The organism is Streptomyces sp. NPDC048297, assembly GCF_043201585.1.
In the GTDB taxonomy this organism is placed as follows: domain Bacteria; phylum Actinomycetota; class Actinomycetes; order Streptomycetales; family Streptomycetaceae; genus Streptomyces.
Genome location: NZ_JBICZA010000066.1, coordinates 1 through 15680, shown reverse-complemented (window position 1 = coordinate 15680; position 15680 = coordinate 1). Strand labels below are relative to the sequence as shown.

At 71.7% G+C, this 15680-nt stretch carries 14 protein-coding genes and 1 pseudogene; 9 read left to right on the top strand and 6 right to left on the bottom strand.

Annotation, left to right across the window (positions count from 1 at the left end):
* Positions 1-175: 175 nt before the first annotated feature.
* Both ACGFYV_RS36955 and ACGFYV_RS36950 read right to left on the bottom strand, forming a co-directional pair.
* On the bottom strand, positions 176-2599 hold the full coding sequence (locus tag ACGFYV_RS36955) for a Tex family protein (protein ID WP_393882933.1): 2424 nt from the start codon (positions 2597-2599) through the stop codon (positions 176-178).
* Between the two features lie 114 nt (positions 2600-2713).
* On the bottom strand, positions 2714-3469 hold the full coding sequence (locus tag ACGFYV_RS36950; RefSeq protein WP_393882932.1) for an enoyl-CoA hydratase/isomerase family protein: 756 nt from the start codon (positions 3467-3469) through the stop codon (positions 2714-2716).
* Positions 3470-3646: 177 nt separating this feature from the next.
* Between ACGFYV_RS36950 and ACGFYV_RS36945 the strand changes: the two genes are divergently transcribed.
* Both ACGFYV_RS36945 and ACGFYV_RS36940 read left to right on the top strand, forming a co-directional pair.
* Entirely contained in the window at positions 3647-4246 is a 600-nt protein-coding gene (locus ACGFYV_RS36945; RefSeq protein ID WP_393882931.1) for an HdeD family acid-resistance protein, read from the top strand.
* A gap of 173 nt (positions 4247-4419) precedes the next feature.
* Positions 4420-4914, top strand: coding sequence for an ATP-binding protein (locus ACGFYV_RS36940; protein WP_393882935.1), 495 nt, complete (start codon positions 4420-4422; stop codon positions 4912-4914).
* Between the two features lie 406 nt (positions 4915-5320).
* Here the strand turns inward: ACGFYV_RS36940 and ACGFYV_RS36935 are convergent.
* The 4 genes and pseudogenes from ACGFYV_RS36935 to galE form a co-directional block, all read right to left on the bottom strand.
* Positions 5321-5476 (bottom strand): annotated as a pseudogene (locus tag ACGFYV_RS36935) (isopentenyl-diphosphate delta-isomerase); the annotation flags it as partial.
* A gap of 169 nt (positions 5477-5645) precedes the next feature.
* Positions 5646-6239, bottom strand: coding sequence for an isopentenyl-diphosphate Delta-isomerase (gene idi / locus ACGFYV_RS36930; protein WP_393882930.1), 594 nt, complete (start codon positions 6237-6239; stop codon positions 5646-5648).
* Positions 6240-6423: 184 nt separating this feature from the next.
* The gene (locus tag ACGFYV_RS36925; protein ID WP_393882929.1) at positions 6424-7365 is read right to left on the bottom strand and encodes a cation diffusion facilitator family transporter; all 942 of its coding nucleotides are present in this window, start codon (positions 7363-7365) and stop codon (positions 6424-6426) included.
* Between the two features lie 202 nt (positions 7366-7567).
* Positions 7568-8539, bottom strand: a complete 972-nt coding sequence (gene galE, locus ACGFYV_RS36920) for a UDP-glucose 4-epimerase GalE (protein ID WP_393882928.1) — start codon at positions 8537-8539, stop codon at positions 7568-7570.
* Between the two features lie 300 nt (positions 8540-8839).
* Here galE and ACGFYV_RS36915 point away from each other — a divergent pair, with 300 nt between their 5' ends.
* The 7 genes from ACGFYV_RS36915 to ACGFYV_RS36885 all read left to right on the top strand — a co-directional run.
* Positions 8840-10693: a DUF5941 domain-containing protein gene (locus ACGFYV_RS36915; protein WP_393882927.1), complete on the top strand. Its 1854-nt coding sequence runs from the start codon at positions 8840-8842 to the stop codon at positions 10691-10693.
* A complete protein-coding gene (locus ACGFYV_RS36910) occupies positions 10690-11442 on the top strand; it encodes a sugar phosphate nucleotidyltransferase (RefSeq protein WP_393882926.1) in 753 nt (250 codons plus the stop codon). The genes ACGFYV_RS36915 and ACGFYV_RS36910 overlap by 4 nt, the downstream gene beginning before the upstream one ends.
* Entirely contained in the window at positions 11430-12491 is a 1062-nt protein-coding gene (locus ACGFYV_RS36905; protein WP_393882925.1) for an iron-containing alcohol dehydrogenase family protein, read from the top strand. The genes ACGFYV_RS36910 and ACGFYV_RS36905 overlap by 13 nt, the downstream gene beginning before the upstream one ends.
* Entirely contained in the window at positions 12469-13248 is a 780-nt protein-coding gene (locus ACGFYV_RS36900; RefSeq protein ID WP_393882924.1) for a CDP-alcohol phosphatidyltransferase family protein, read from the top strand. Before ACGFYV_RS36905 ends, ACGFYV_RS36900 begins: the two co-directional genes overlap by 23 nt.
* A gap of 5 nt (positions 13249-13253) precedes the next feature.
* Complete coding sequence (locus tag ACGFYV_RS36895) at positions 13254-14126, top strand: glycosyltransferase family 2 protein (protein ID WP_393882934.1); 873 nt, start codon at positions 13254-13256, stop codon at positions 14124-14126.
* A gap of 60 nt (positions 14127-14186) precedes the next feature.
* Positions 14187-15116, top strand: a complete 930-nt coding sequence (locus tag ACGFYV_RS36890) for an ABC transporter permease (RefSeq protein WP_393882923.1) — start codon at positions 14187-14189, stop codon at positions 15114-15116.
* Positions 15109-15680: ABC transporter ATP-binding protein (locus ACGFYV_RS36885; RefSeq protein WP_393882922.1), on the top strand; the 572-nt coding region annotated here is incomplete at its 3' end. The genes ACGFYV_RS36890 and ACGFYV_RS36885, both read left to right, overlap by 8 nt.

Genomic DNA, 15680 nt, shown 5'->3' with positions numbered 1-15680 from the left:
CCCCCGGCTCCCGCGGCTGCATCGACATCGACACCCTCCCCATACGACAACGTCGGCTCCCAAGACCACAACAAGGTCTCGGGAGCCGACGTCACGCGAAGGCCGGGATTACCCAACAGTGTCCACACGGGCTCCGGCCCCTCTGCGGGTACCGGTCGGTGCTGCCGAGTACGGGTCAGCGCTTCTTCGGGTCCAGCAGGCCCGCGCGGCGCAGCGCGTCGGCCATGGCGCTGTTGGCGGGCGGCGGCGCCTGCCGTCCGCCCCGGTCGCCGCCACCACGGCCCTGCCGCTGGCCCTGACCACCCTGGCCGCCCTGGCCCACCTGGCGCTGCTGGGGCGGGCGGGCGCCGCCCCCGCGCTGCTGGCCGCCGCCTCGCTGCTGCCGGCCGCCGCCCTGGCCCTGCGGCGCGGCCTCGTCGTCCAGCCGCAGCGTCAGCGCGATCCGCTTGCGCGCGATGTCCACGTCCAGGACCTTCACCTTGACGATGTCACCGGGCTTCGCCACATCGCGCGGGTCCTTGACGAACGTCTTCGACATCGCGGAGACATGGACGAGACCGTCCTGGTGGACGCCGATGTCCACGAACGCCCCGAAGGCCGCCACGTTCGTGACCACGCCCTCCAGGATCATTCCGGCGGACAGGTCGGAGATCTTCTCCACACCCTCCTTGAAGGTGGCCGTCTTGAAGGCGGGACGCGGGTCGCGGCCCGGCTTCTCCAGCTCCTTGAGGATGTCGGAGACGGTCGGCAGACCGAAGGTGTCGTCCACGAAGTCCGCCGGCCGCAGCGAGCGCAGCACGCCCGTGTTGCCGATCAGGGAGGCGACCTCCTGGCCCGCCGTCTTCACCATGCGCCGCACCACCGGGTACGCCTCCGGGTGCACGCTGGAGGAGTCCAGCGGGTCGGAGCCGCCCCGGATCCGCAGGAAGCCCGCGCACTGCTCGTACGCCTTCGGACCCAGCCGGGCCACCTTCTTCAGCTCCCCGCGCGAGGTGAACGGGCCGTTCGCGTCCCGGTGCGCCACGATGTTCTCGGCCAGCCCGGAGGAGATGCCGGACACCCGCGAGAGCAGCGGCACGGAGGCGGTGTTCACGTCCACGCCGACGCCGTTCACACAGTCCTCGACCACCGCGTCCAGCGAGCGCGACAGCTTCACCTCGGACAGGTCGTGCTGGTACTGGCCGACACCGATCGACTTCGGGTCGATCTTCACCAGCTCGGCCAGCGGGTCCTGCAGCCGGCGGGCGATGGAGACGGCGCCGCGCAGCGACACGTCCATGTCGGGCAGCTCCTGCGAGGCGTACTGCGACGCCGAGTACACGGAGGCGCCCGCCTCGGAGACCATCACCTTCGTGAGCGTCAGCTCCGGGTGCCTGGCGATGAGTTCACCGGCGAGCTTGTCGGTCTCCCGGGACGCCGTGCCGTTGCCGATGGCGACCAGGTCGACCGTGTGCTCCTTCGCCAGCCGCGCGAGCTTGGCGATCGCCTCGTCCCACTTGTTGGCCGGGACGTGCGGGTAGATCACGTCCGTGGCGACGACCTTGCCCGTCGCGTCGACCACGGCGACCTTCACACCCGTACGGAAGCCGGGGTCCAGGCCCAGCGTCGCGCGCGTGCCGGCGGGCGCGGCCAGCAGCAGGTCGCGCAGGTTCGCCGCGAACACGTTCACGGCCTCGTCCTCGGCCGCCGTACGCAGCCGCAGCCGCAGGTCGATGCCGAGGTGCACGAGGATCCGGGTGCGCCAGGCCCAGCGGACGGTGTCCTTCAGCCACTTGTCGGCCGGGCGGCCCCGGTCGGCGACCCCGAACTTCGAGGCGACGATGCCCTCGTACGACGACGGGCCCTCCGTGGCCTCCTCGGGCTCCAGGACGAGGTCGAGGACCTCTTCCTTCTCGCCGCGCAGCATCGCCAGGATCCGGTGCGAGGGCAGCTCGGTGAACGGCTCGGCGAAGTCGAAGTAGTCGGCGAACTTGGCGCCCGCCTCCTCCTTGCCCTCCCGCACCTTCGCGGCCAGGCGCCCGCGCACCCACATGCGCTCGCGCAGCTCGCCGATCAGGTCGGCGTCCTCCGAGAACCGCTCGGTCAGGATCGCCCGCGCGCCTTCCAGCGCGGCCTGCGGGTCCGCGACGCCCTTGCCGGCGTCCACGAACGCGGCGGCGGCGGCCACCGGCTCGACCGCCGGGTCGCCCAGCAGCCCCTCGGCCAGCGGCTCCAGACCGGCCTCGCGCGCGATCTGCGCCTTGGTGCGCCGCTTCGGCTTGTAGGGGAGGTAGATGTCCTCCAGGCGCGCCTTGGTCTCGGCGCCCCGGATCCGCGCCTCCAGCTCCTCGGTGAGCTTGCCCTGCTCGCGCACCGACTCCAGGACCGCGGTCCGCCGCTCCTCCAGCTCCCGCAGATAGCGCAGCCGCTCCTCGAGCGTGCGCAGCTGTGCGTCGTCGAGCATCTCGGTCGCTTCCTTGCGGTAGCGGGCGATGAAGGGAACCGTCGAACCGCCGTCGAGCAGCTCCACCGCGGCCTTCACCTGCCGCTCCCGTACGCCCAGCTCCTCGGCGATCCTGCCTTCGATGGACCCTACTTCGATGGACTCGGGTGTCGTCACGATCCCGTACCGCCTTCTCCACTCAGGTGTGCGCGGCAATTGTGGCAGGTGACACCGACAACGCGGGGTCAGGGCCGCAACACGCCGCTGGTGCGTCGCCCCCGCGGGGCCGTCTCAGCCCGCCGACGGCACGCTCCAGGTGAAGTGCGGCGGCCGGCGCTCCAGGAAGGCGGCGACACCCTCGGCGGTGTCGCCGCTGCCGCGTGCCTGCCGCGTCCAGTGTTCGTCCCGGTCGGTGCGGCCGTTCGCGAACTCCTTCGCGGCTGCCTGGGTGAGCTGGGAGCGGGACACCAGGACCCGGGTCAACTCCGCGACCCGCTTGTCGAGTTCGCCCTCGGGCAGCACCTCGTCCACGAGCCCGGCGCGCAGCGCCCGCCCGGTGTCGATCAACTCGCCCGAGAACAGCAGGTACTTGGCGGTGGCCGGACCCACGAGGGACACCAGGCGCCGGGTCGAGGAGGACGGGTAGACGATGCCGAGCTTGGCCGGCGTCACCCCGAACAGCGCGCCTTCCTCCGCGAGCCGCAGGTCGCAGGCCGCCGCGAGCTGGGACCCGCCGCCCACGCAGTGGCCCCGGATCGCGGCGAGCGTCGGCTTGGGGAACGCGGCGAGGGCCTCCTCGGCGGCGACGGCCAGGGTCTGTGCCTCCTGGGGCGAGCCCTGGAGGGTGGAGATGTCGGCGCCGGCGCAGAAGGTCGCGCCCTCGCCGGTCAGCACCAGCGCCCGTACGCCGGGATCGGCGGCCAGGGTGTCCAGCAGCGGCGGCAGGGCCCGCCACATCGCGGCGGTCATCGCGTTGCGCTTGGCCGGGTGACGGATGACGACGGTGGCGACGGAGTCGGTGACCTGGTGCGACAGCTGGGGCTCCATGCGCGGATCGTATCGGCCTGTCCGTGGGGGTGCTGAGTGCTGTGCGTTACATCTCGACGGGTCGGGAATCCGCCCGGAGGGGACAATCGGATCAGGGGGAGCGGTAGGCAGGGAGGGGAGGGGGAAGGGGTAGCGAGGGGAGGGAAGGTGTCGGGCGGGGCGGTCGAGGAGGTGGCCATGGCGAGGTCCGGGAAGCCCCGGAGCAGGGCGGGGAAGCTGCGCCGTTCGTTCAGCTGGCTCGCGGCACTCGGTGTGCTGCTCGTGCTCGCCGGACTCGTCGGCCTGGTCTACACCGGTGTGGCCACCCTGACCTCGATGCTCCTGTTCGGGTGGCTGCTGCTGATCGGCGGGGTGGTCGGGCTGCTGCACGCCGTGCAGGCCCGCGGGACGAGCTACTTCTGGCTCGGTGTGGTCGTCGCCGCGCTGAACATCGCGGCCGGTGTCGTCGTCATCCGCATGCCCCACGCGGCGGCTGCCGCCCTCGCCATGTTCGCCGCGCTGCTGTTCCTCTCGGCAGGTCTGTTCCGGCTGGTCGGCAGCCTGGTGGTGCGCGGCCCCCAGTTCGGCTGGACGCTCCTGCTCGGCGCCTTCGACCTGCTGCTGGGCATCCTGGTCCTCGGCTCCTGGCCGAGCAGCAGCCAGTACGTCATCGGCGCGTTCTTCTCGCTGGCCCTGCTCTTCGACGGTCTCGGCCTGATCGCCACCGGCTACGGCGGCCGTCGTGTCGTCGGGCTCGTGGACGAGGGGCCCCCGGCCGAACCCGTACAACACGAATAGTTCGCGAACCGGCGCCGGGGGAACAGGAACAGTCCCTCACGTGGCCATGTCATACGCCAACGGTCAGAACCGTTCGATACCCGCTGACTTCTGTTCAGTCATCCGGAGCGAAGCGGATCGTTACCAACACTCGACGTGTGGTGACAATCGAGCGTGAGGGTGGCGACCGGACGATGGACGACCACGGGCGCGGGGGCGATCCGCGCCCAGCGGGGGGCGCCGGCGGGCTGCCCGCCCCATTGCCGTACGAGGGTGTGTGGCGGTTCACCGCGACCGCCGTGGACGCGTCGGTCCCGCAGGCGCGGCACGCCGTACGGGATCTGCTGGTGAGGCAGGGCGTACCGGTCGCCGACGACGTGGTGCACGGACTGCTGCTGATCGTCTCCGAACTGGTCACGAACGCGGTCCGGCACGCGGCGCTGCTGTCGCCGATGCTCGCGGTGGAGGTGGCCGTCGGGGCCGAGTGGGTGAGGGTGTCGGTGGAGGACAACCACCCCTACCGCCCGACCGCCCTGGAGGCCGACCACGGCCAGACCGGCGGGCGGGGCCTGCTGCTGGTCCGGGAGGTGGCCCGGGAGGCGGGCGGAGTGGTGGACGTCGAGCACACGGCGAGCGGCGGCAAGGTGATCTGGGCCGCCCTGCCACTCAAGCCGGCGGCGCTGCCGTAAGAACGCCGACTAGAATCCCGGCGCCGCAGCTGGGACCGCGACGCCCTCGCCAGACCTCAGCCAGGCCCCTGCCAGAGGCTCCGCCAGGTCTTCGCCGGGCCCTTGCCGGGGTTCCGCCAGACCTCTGTCGGGCCTTTGCCAGGGGCTTCGCCAGGTCTCCGTCGGGCCTCCGCCAGGCCCCCGCCGGGCCCCCGCCGGGGCTCCGCCAGGTCTCTGCCAGGCCCCTACTGGGGGTGCGCCAGGCTTCCGCCGGGGCTCCGGCGGGCGCTGCCGGCCCGTGGAGCCGGGGCCGACCAGCCCGTAGAGCCCCCGCTTACCGGCCCGTTGAGCCGGGGCCGACCAGCCCGTAGAGCCCCCGCTTACCGGCCCGTGGGGCCCGCGATTGCCAGCCCCGTAGGGCCCGCGCTCACCAGCCCGCGGATTCGCCCGTCAGTTCCCTGATCGCCGGGCGGGCGGCGTCCAGCACTGTCATGAACCAGGCCGAGAACGGGTCCTGGGCGTGTCGCTCGGCCAGTTCGGCGGCCGTCACGAACGCCGTTGCCGCGACCCCCTCCGCGTCCGGCGATCAGAGAGCTGCCGGGGGTGCGCCAGGCTTCCGCCGGGGCTCCGGCGCGGGCTGCCGGCCCGTGGAGCCGGTGCCGACCGACCCGTAGAGCCCGCGCTCACCAGCCCGTGGGGCCCCGCTTACCGGCCCGTGGGGCCCGCGATTGCCAGCCCCGTAGGGCCCGCGCTCACCAGCCCGCGGATTCGCCCGTCAGTTCCCTGATCGCCGGGCGGGCGGCGTCCAGCACTGTCATGAACCAGGCCGAGAACGGGTCCTGGGCGTGTCGCTCGGCCAGTTCGGTGGCCGTCACGAACGCCGTTGCCGCGACCTCCTCCGTGTCCGGCGCGGGCCGGGCCTGCACCATGCCGACGAACAGGTGGTTGAACTCCTGCTCCACCAGGCCCGAGGCCGGGTCCGGGTGGTTGTAGCGGACCGTGCCCGCGGAGGCCATCAGCGACGGCGAGACACCCAGCTCCTCGTACGTGCGCCGGGCCGCCGCCGCGAAGGGCGACTCACCCGGGTAGGGGTGACCGCAGCAGGTGTTGGACCACACACCGGGGGAGTGGTACTTGCCCAGCGCCCGCTGCTGGAGCAGCAGCCGGCCGTGCTCGTCGAAGAGGAACACCGAGAACGCACGGTGCAGCCGCCCCGGCGGCTGGTGCGCGGAGAGCTTCTCCGCGGTGCCGATCGTCACGCCCTTCTCGTCGACCAGTTCCAGCAAAATCGCCTCTGCGGTGCCGTTCGACGAGCTGTGCGTCTCGGTGGCAGGTGTGATCGGCATACCCATCCTTCGCCTCGGTCTTCGCACCCCAAGTCTGCCGTACTGATCCGGCACTCCCGTCACTTCCCGGCACGCGCGCCTGTCCGGCGCGCCGGTGGTGACCGGAAGGGGTCCGGTAGATCATCGTGCCCGTCGCCGGATCCCGGGAATCGTCACGGGGAGAGCCGAACACGACAGCGAGCCGTCAGTGGCACAGCCGCGACTCGTGCTCGGCGTGCCCGCCCGGCTCCAGCTGGAAGGTGCAGTGCTCCACGTCGAAGTGGTCGCCCAGGCAGCCCTGCAGCTCGTGCAGCATCTTCTCGTTGCCGATGGCGTTGAGCACGTCCGAGCTGACCACCACATGGGCGGAGAGCACGGGCATGCCGGAGGTGATGGTCCAGGCGTGCAGATCGTGGACGTCCTCGACACCCTCCAGGTCCAGGATGTGGGACCGGACCTCCGCCATGTCCACGTTCTTCGGGGCCGCCTCCAGCAGCACGTCCAGCGTCTCGCGCAGCAGCTTGACCGTCCTCGGGACGATCATCACACCGATGACCAGCGACGCGATCGGGTCGGCGGGCTGCCAGCCGGTGGTCAGGATCACCGTCGCGGAGATGATCACCGCCACCGAGCCCAGCGCGTCCGCGGCGACCTCCAGGAAGGCGCCGCGCACGTTCAGGCTCTCCTTCTGCCCGCGCATCAGCAGCGTCAGCGAGATGGAGTTTGCGACCAGGCCGATCAGACCGAACACGATCATCAGGCCGCCGCGGGTGTCCGCGGGCGTGACGAACCGCTGGACCGCCTCGTACAGGACGTATCCGCCGACGCCGAGCAGCAGCAGGCAGTTGGCCAGGGCGGCCAGGATCTCGGCGCGGGCGAAGCCGAAGGTGCGGTTGGCGCTCGCCGGACGGCTCGCGAAGTGGATGGCGAGCAGCGCCATGCCGAGGCCCACCGCGTCGGTCGCCATGTGGGCCGCGTCCGCGATCAGCGCGAGCGAGTCCGCGAGCAGACCGCCGACGATCTCGACGACCATGATCGTGAGCGTGATGCCCAGCGCTGCCCGCAGCCGGCCGCGGTAGGCCGCCGTGGCCGTACCGGAGGACGGCGCATGGGTGTGCGCATGTCCGTGGTCGTGCCCTGCCCCCATGGCGACTCCGCCCTTCACTACTCGTGCGTCCGGCTCACAGTCAACTACTGGAGGGGGGTATCGGGCAACGCGGCACTGAACACCGTTGTCATGTGCCTTGACCTGCGTAAACGATCCGCAGGTCAGGAAGTCGCACGGCGCACAGGAGCACGGGCGCACAGGTGTACATGGCGCACAGGCGCACCGGGCGGAGTGCGTGGACTCACGCGCCGTGCTGCAGCCGCCAGCCCTGCCACGCTGAGGTGATCATCTCGCGCACCCCGCGCCGGGCCCGCCAGCCCAGTTCCTCGGCCGCCCGCTCGGCCGAGGCCACGGCACGCGGCGCGTCCCCCGGGCGGCGGCCCTCCAGCACGGGCGCCCGCCGGTCGCCGGTGGCCTCCCCGACGACCGTGATCAGCTCGCGCACGGAGACGCCCTCGCCGCGCCCGATGTTCAGTGTGAGATCACCGGCGAGGCTCTCGTCGGCGAGCCGCCGCGCGGCGGCGAGATGCGCCTCGGCGAGATCGGCCACGTGGATGTAGTCACGCACGCAGGTGCCGTCCGGGGTCGGATAGTCGGCACCGAAGATCCGCGGGGCCTCGTCACGGGTCAGCCGGTCGAAGACCATCGGCACGATGTTGAACACACCGGTGTCCGCGAGTTCCGGCGCGCCCGCGCCTGCCACGTTGAAGTAGCGCAGGCACACCGTCGAGATCCCGTGCGCCTTCCCCGCCGCGCGCACCAGCCACTCACCGGCCAGCTTCGTCTCGCCGTACGGGTTCACCGGCGCGCACGGGGTGTCCTCGGTGATCAGGTCCACGTCCGGATTGCCGTAGACGGCCGCCGACGAGGAGAACAGCAGCCTGCGGATCCCCGCGCCGGCGGCCGCGTCCAGCAGCGTGGCCAGGCCGCCGACGTTCTCCCGGTAGTAGCGGGTGGGCTCGGCCACCGACTCGGCGACCTGCTTGCGCGCCGCGAGATGGACGACGCCCGTCACGCCGTACTCCGCGAAGACCCGCCCCAGCAGATCCCCGTCCAGCGTCGAGCCCGCGACGAGCGGGATGCCCGCCGGGAGCCGCGCGGGCACGGCGGCCGACATGTCGTCCAGCGCCACGACCCGCTCCCCGGCGCCGGCCATGGCGTGTGCCACATGCGCTCCGATGTATCCGGCTCCGCCGGTGATCAGCCACGTCATGGTCGTCCACCCTATGCCGACCCGTTGTGGACACGGACCGTGTCCGTGCCTGTCCGGGATGCTGTGGGATGCCCGGCTCTGGGACCGTGGTTTGTGGCGCGGCCCCCCGATCGCCGATGATGATCGCGGCAAAGGCCGGGGCAGTACCCGTGGGCCGGGCCGTGAACGGTCGGTGAACACGGGCTTTTGGCCATCGGATACCCTCTGCCGACATGCCGTCCGGGCCGCCGCAGGCAGGGGCGCCCCGGCACGCAGAAGACCGGCGCCGACGCGCCCGCCACCCAGGGAGTGAGTTTCGGTTTGTCGACCGCCATCGTCACCGGTCAGCCGGTCCCGGGATCGTCGCTCGAGAACGATCTGCGGTCGCTGGGCTTCGACGTGCGCGTGTCCGCTGACGCCGCCGAGGCGGAGACCCTGCTCGCCGCCGTCCCCGCCGGCCGGCGCGTGGCCCTGGTCGACGCCCGCTTCGTCGGCCACGAGCACGCCCTGCGCCTCGGCCTGACCGACCCCCGCTTCCCGCTCGCCGCCGTCACCGGCGCCGTCACGGCCCAGCCCGCCGCCCGGCAGGCGCTGACCCGGGCCCTGGCCCGCGAGACCTCCGCGAGCGGCGGCTGTCCGGTGCCCTCGGCCCCGTCCGAGCGGCCGGGCGCCGCCGCGGTCGCCGTCGGCAGCCTCGCCGACCGTGTCGCCGCCGCCCTCGACGCCGACGGCGCCGAGGTGTACCGCCCCGAGCTGGGCAGCCTGGTCGCCGCCGTACCGGCCGACCCGCAGGCCCGCAACGAGGCACGGCAGGCCGTCGCCGCCGTCGACGACGAGGCCGTACGCCTGAAGTCGGCCGTGAAGTCCCGCGACGGCTTCTTCACCACGTTCTGCATCAGCCCGTACTCGCGCTACATCGCCCGCTGGTGTGCCCGCCGGGGCCTGACCCCCAACCAGGTCACCACCGCCTCGCTGCTCACCGCGCTCATCGCGGCGGGCTGTGCGGCGACGGGCACGCGCGGCGGTTTCATCGTGGCCGGTGTGCTGCTGATCGCCTCGTTCGTGCTCGACTGCACCGACGGCCAGCTCGCCCGTTACGCCCTGAAGTACTCGACGCTCGGCGCCTGGCTGGACGCCACCTTCGACCGGGCCAAGGAATACGCCTACTACGCCGGTCTCGCCCTCGGTGCCGCCCGCGGAGGCGACGACGTCTGGGCCCTCGCACTCGGCGCGATGATCCTGCAGATCTGCCGGCACGTCGTGGACTTCTCGTTCACCGAGGCCAACCACGACGCCACCGTCGCCACCGCCGACACCAGCCCCAACGCGTCCCTGTCCGACAAGCTCGACAGCGTCGGCTGGACGGTCTGGGCACGCCGGATAGTGGTGCTGCCGATCGGGGAGCGCTGGGCGCTGATCGCCGTCCTCACCGCGGCCACCACCCCCCGCATCACCTTCACGGTGCTGCTCGTCGGCTGTGCTCTCGCCGCGCTGTACACCACGGCGGGCCGCGTGCTGCGCTCGCTGACCCGCAAGGCGACGAGGACCGACCGGGCCGCGCGGGCGCTGGCGGACCTCGCCGACAACGGCCCGCTCGCCGTGTTCTCCGCGCGCGTGCTGCGCGCCCCCCTCGGCTCCCCGCTCCTGGTGGCGCTGGGCGGTGCCGCGGTCCTCGCGGTGTCCCTGTTTTTTGGGTTCTCCGGGTTCTCCGGCGTTGCCTGGGCGCCCGTCGCGGGCGCCGTGGTCTACGCCGTCGCCTGCGGCCAGGCGCTGTCCCGCCCCCTGAAGGGCGCCCTCGACTGGCTCGTCCCCCCGGTCTTCCGCGTCGCGGAATACTGCACCGTCCTCGTCCTCGCGAGCAAAGCGGGGGTGAACGGAGCCCTTCCTGCGGCTTTCGGCCTGGTGGCCGCCGTCGCCTACCATCACTACGACACGGTGTACCGCATACGCGGGAACGCCGGAGCGCCGCCGGCCTGGCTGGCGCGCGCCATCGGGGGGCAGGAAGGGCGGACGCTGCTCGTCACCGCCCTGGCCGCGCTCCTCACCGCCTCGCAGTTCAGGGTCGCGCTCACGGTGCTCGCCGTGTACGTCGCCTTGGTGGTGCTCGCCGAGAGCATCCGCTTCTGGGTGTCCTCCGGGGCGCCCGCCGTACACGACGAAGGAGAACCCGCATGATCGGCCTCGTGCTGGCGGCCGGCGCCGGACGGCGCCTGCGCCCTTACACCGACACGCTGCCCAAGGCGCTGGTGCCGGTGGGGCCCGCGGGCATAGAGGGCGAACCCACGGTCCTGGACCTGACCCTCGGCAACTTCGCCGAGATCGGTCTGACCGAGGCCGCGATCATCGTCGGTTACCGCAAGGAGGCCGTGTACGCGCGCAAGGAGGCCCTGGAGCGCACGTACGGCCTCAAGCTCACCCTCATCGACAACGACAAGGCCGAGGAGTGGAACAACGCCTACTCCCTGTGGTGCGGCCGTGACGCCCTCAAGGACGGCGTGATCCTCGCCAACGGCGACACCGTCCACCCGGTCTCCGTCGAGAAGACACTGCTCGCCGCGCGCGGTGACGGCAAGAAGATCATCCTCGCGCTGGACACCGTGAAGTCCCTGGCGGACGAGGAGATGAAGGTCGTCGTCGACGCCGGGCAGGGCATGACGAAGATCACCAAGCTGATGGACCCCGCCGAGGCCACCGGCGAGTACATCGGCGTCACCCTGATCGAGGGCGACGCCGCCCCCGAGCTGGCCGACGCGCTGAAGACGGTCTGGGAGAGCGACCCGCAGCAGTTCTACGAGCACGGCTACCAGGAACTGGTCAACCGCGGCTTCCGCATCGACGTGGCCCCGATCGGCGACGTCAGCTGGGTCGAGATCGACAACCACGACGATCTCGCCAGGGGACGGGAGATCGCGTGCCGCTACTGACCCGGCTCATTCCCTCGCCGGTCGTCGTGGACATCCGCCCGGGGGCCCTGGACGACCTGGCCTGTGTCCTCGCCGACGAGCGCATCTCGCAGTCGGGCCGGCTCGCCGTCGCGGTCAGCGGCGGCTCCGGCGCCAGGCTGCGCGAGCGCATCGCCCCCTCGCTGCCCGGTGCCACCTGGTACGAGGTCGGCGGCGGCACCCTGGACGACGCGATCCGGCTGGCCGGCGAGATGAAGTCCGGCCGCTACGACGCGGTCGTCGGGCTCGGCGGCGGCAAGATCATCGACTGCGCCAAGTTCGCGTCGGCCCGCGTGGGCCTGCCGCTGGTCGCGGTGCCGACGAACCTCGCCCACGACGGCCTGTGCTCGCCGGTCGCGACGCTCGACAACGACTCGGGGCGCGGCTCCTACGGTGTGCCGAACCCGATCGCGGTCGTCATCGACCTGGACGTGATCCGCGAGGCCCCGGCCCGCTTCGTCCGGGCCGGCATCGGCGACGCCGTCTCCAACATCAACTCGGTCGCGGACTGGGAGCTGTCCCACCGCGTCAACGGGGAGAAGGTCGACGGCCTCGCCGCGGCCGTGGCCCGCCAGGCGGGCGAGGCGGTGCTGCGCCACCCCGGCGGCATCGGTGACAACGACTTCCTCCAGGTGCTCGCCGAGGCGCTGGTCCTCACCGGCATCTCGATGTCGATCTCCGGCGACTCCCGGCCCGCCTCCGGGTCCTGCCACGAGATCAACCACGCCTTCGACCTGCTGTACCCCAAGCGGGCGGCGGCCCACGGCGAGCAGTGCGGCCTCGGCGCGGCCTTCGCGATGTATCTGCGCGGGGCGCACGAGGAGTCCGTGCACACGGCCGGCGTGCTGCGCCGGCACGGGCTCCCGGTGCTGCCGGAGGAGATCGGCTTCACGGTGGACGAGTTCGTCCACGTCGTGGAGTACGCCCCGGAGACCAGGCCCGGCCGCTACACCATCCTCGAACACCTCGACCTCAAACCGACCCAGATCAAGGACATCTACGCCGACTATGTCAAGGCCATCGGTAGCTGAACTCCGTCCGGTCGTCCACCCCGCGGGGGTGAAGGACCGGCGCAGCGGTGAGCACTGGGCGGGACGCCTCTATATGCGCGAGGTGTCCCTGCGCGTCGACCGCTATCTGGTGAACACCAGGGTCACGCCCAACCAGCTCACCTACCTGATGACCGTCTGCGGCGTGCTCGCGGCCCCGGCCCTGCTGGTGCCGGGGATCACGGGCGCCGTCCTCGGCGTCGTCGCCACCCAGCTGTACCTGCTGCTGGACTGCGTCGACGGCGAGATCGCCCGCTGGAAGAAGCAGTACTCACTCGGCGGGGTCTACCTCGACCGCGTCGGCGCCTACCTCACCGACGCGGCCGTCCTGGTCGGCCTCGGCCTGCGCGCCGCCGACCTGTGGGGCACCGGCCGTATCGACTGGCTGTGGGCCTTCCTCGGCACCCTCGCCGCGCTCGGCGCGATCCTGATCAAGGCCGAGACCGACCTGGTCGGCGTCGCCCGCCACCAGGCGGGCATGGCGCCGGTCAAGGAGGCCGCCTCCGAGCCGCGCTCCTCCGGCATGGCGCTGGCCCGCCGGGCCGCCGGCGCGCTCAAGTTCCACCGGCTCATCCTCGGCATCGAGGCCTCGCTCCTGATCCTGGTCCTGGCCATAGCCGACCAGGTGCGCGGCGACCTGTTCTTCACCCGGCTCGGCACCGCCGTCCTCGCCGGCATCGCCCTGCTGCAGACCCTGCTGCACCTGGTGTCCATCCTCGCGTCGAGCAGGCTGAAGTGACCGGCATGAAGGTCGGCGCGGTCATCATCACCATGGGCAACCGGCCCGAGGAGCTGCGGTCCCTCATCGACTCGGTCGCCAAGCAGGACGGCGACCGCGTCGAGGTGGTCGTCGTCGGCAACGGCTCGCCGGTCCCGGACGTCCCCGAGGGCATACGCACCGTCGAGCTGCCCGAGAACCTGGGCATCCCCGGCGGCCGCAACGTGGGCATCGAGGCCTTCGGCCCCGGCGGCGGCGACGTCGACATCCTGCTCTTCCTCGACGACGACGGCCTGCTCGCCCGCCACGACACCGCCGCGCTGTGCCGCGAGGCCTTCGCCGCGGACCCGGAACTGGGCATCGTCAGCTTCCGCATCGCGGACCCCGAGACCGGCGAGACCCAGCGCCGCCACGTGCCCCGGCTGCGCGCCTCCGACCCGATGCGCTCCTCCCGGGTCACCACCTTCCTCGGCGGCGCCAACGCCGTCCGTACGAAGGTCTTCGCCGAGGTCGGCGCACTGCCGGACGAGTTCTTCTACGCCCACGAGGAGACCGACCTGGCCTGGCGCGCCCTGGACGCCGGCTGGATGATCGACTACCGGTCGGACATGGTCCTGTACCACCCGACGACGGCCCCCTCGCGGCACGCGGTGTACCACCGCATGGTCGCCCGCAACCGGGTCTGGCTGGCCCGGCGCAACCTTCCGCTGCCCCTGGTCCCCGTCTACCTCGGGGTCTGGCTGCTGCTCACCCTGCTGCGCCGCCCCTCGATGCCGGCCCTGCGGGCCTGGTTCGGCGGCTTCCGGGAGGGCTGGACCAGCCCGTGCGGCCCCCGCCGTCCGATGCGCTGGCGCACTGTGTGGCGCCTCACTCGACTGGGCCGCCCCCCGGTCATCTGACAAGCTTCTCTTACCTTAGGAGAGCAAGCTTCTTACTCAAGAGAGTCCGGATTCCCACTCGTGAGTCACACAACGCATGACGGCGGCCTCGCGGTGAGCGCGATACCGTCGCCCGACGAGGGACTGACACCGGCGCAGCTCGCCGCCAAGTACGGGCTCGCCGTGAGCGGCGCCCGGCCGTCGCTCGCCGAGTACGTCCGTCAGCTCTGGGGGCGGCGCCACTTCATCCTCGCCTTCTCCCAGGCGAAGCTGACGGCGCAGTACAGCCAGGCCAAGCTGGGCCAGCTGTGGCAGGTGGCCACGCCGCTGCTCAACGCGGGCGTGTACTACTTCATCTTCGGCGTCATCCTGCACGCGAGCCGCGGCCTGTCCCAGGACGTGTACATCCCGTTCCTGGTCACCGGCGTCTTCGTTTTCACCTTCACGCAGAGCTCGATCATGTCGGGCGTCCGCGCCATCTCCGGCAACCTCGGCCTGGTGCGCGCCCTGCACTTCCCCCGAGCCTCGCTGCCCATCTCGTTCTCGCTCCAGCAGCTCCAGCAGCTGCTGTTCTCGATGATCGTGATGTTCGTCGTGGCGATCGGCTTCGGCAGCTACCCGGGCCCGTCCTGGCTGCTGATCGTGCCGGCCCTGCTGCTGCAGTTCCTGTTCAACACCGGACTCGCCCTGATCGTGGCCCGCATGGGCGCGCGCACGCCCGACCTCGCCCAGCTGATGCCGTTCATCCTGCGGACCTGGATGTACACCTCCGGCGTCATGTTCTCCATCAGCAACGTGCTGGCGGGCCGTCCCGAGTGGGTGGTGCGGGTGCTGCAGGTGAACCCGGCCGCGATCTACATGGACCTGATGCGCTACGCCCTCATCGACGGCTACGGTGCCTCCAACCTGCCGCCGCACGTGTGGGCCATCGCGCTGTTCTGGGCCGTGGTCGTCTTCGCCGGCGGATTCGTGTACTTCTGGAAGGCGGAGGAGCGGTACGGCCGTGGCTGAGCAGAACACCGGCGTGAACCCCGGCGAGACCTCCGGCGAGCGCCGCCCGACGGTCGTCGCGGACGGTCTGCACATCGTCTACCGGGTCAACGGCGCCAAGACGGGCAAGGGCAGCGCGACGGCCGCGCTCAGCCGCATCCTCAAGCGGGGCTCCGACGACGTGGCGCGCGGGGTGCGCAAGGTGCACGCCGTGCGCGGTGTCTCCTTCGTCGCCTACCGCGGCGAGGCCATCGGCCTGATCGGCTCCAACGGCTCCGGCAAGTCCACCCTGCTGCGCGCCATCGCCGGCCTGCTGCCGGCCGAGAAGGGCAAGGTCTACACCGACGGCCAGCCCTCGCTGCTGGGCGTCAACGCGGCCCTGATGAACGACCTCACCGGCGAGCGCAACGTCATCCTCGGCGGCCTCGCCATGGGCATGTCCCGGGAGCAGGTCAAGGAGCGCTACCAGGAGATCGTCGACTTCTCGGGCATCAACGAGAAGGGCGACTTCATCACCCTGCCCATGCGGACGTACTCCTCCGGCATGGCCGCCCGGCTGCGCTTCTCCATCGCCGCCGCCAAGGA